At 29.3% G+C, this 617-nt stretch carries 1 protein-coding gene; it reads left to right on the top strand.

Annotated elements, in window-relative coordinates; all coding sequences use genetic code 11:
- Positions 1–61 precede the first annotated feature (61 nt).
- A partial coding sequence (locus tag L1D44_RS21715; protein WP_239893260.1) for a hypothetical protein occupies positions 62–617 on the top strand: 556 nt, incomplete at its 3' end.

Raw genomic sequence — 617 nt, 5'->3', positions numbered from 1 at the left:
CATCTATGGTATGCATATATATATCATTGCCCTTAGCTTATCTGCTCAAAAAAGGTTAAATATGTTAGATTTTACTTCTTTTGTTTTTATTTTCCTTATTTCTTTGATAAATGTATATGCTTTTTTTATCGCGAAAAACCACTTTAATATGTCAATAGACATATATAATCATAAAGCATTTGTCAATTCTATTTCAAACAACTATATTATTCCTTCAAGTGCTATAAGGGAGAGTAATACATATCCGCCTATGATACACTTGGTTTATAAGGTGTTGGATTCTCATGGTTTAACTCAATATTTCTCATTTTCATTTTTCTTTTTCAATCAAGTTGCGGCTTTCTGCTTTGGTTTGTTTTTCTTTGATATTAATTTTGCTTTTGAATTAATGCTGATTTCGACTCTTTCAACATCTCTTATTCTTGACGTAAGAACCTATAATGCAAGAATGCTGGGTGTTTTTCTTTATAACCTATTGTTTTTTTTCATAATAGCTTCCCTGGAATATTCATTGGTTTTAATACCATTCCAAGTCATCCTTTGTATATGTATAGTTTTTACAAGTAGATTCGCACATCAAATGATTTGGTTTATCTTACTGCCTGCCGCAATTATTT

The sequence above is a fragment of the Shewanella sp. Isolate13 genome (genome assembly GCF_022398325.1).
GTDB lineage: Bacteria > Pseudomonadota > Gammaproteobacteria > Enterobacterales > Shewanellaceae > Shewanella.
Note: the sequence above shows the minus strand (reverse complement) of the source record. Positions and strands in the feature narration are given on the sequence as shown.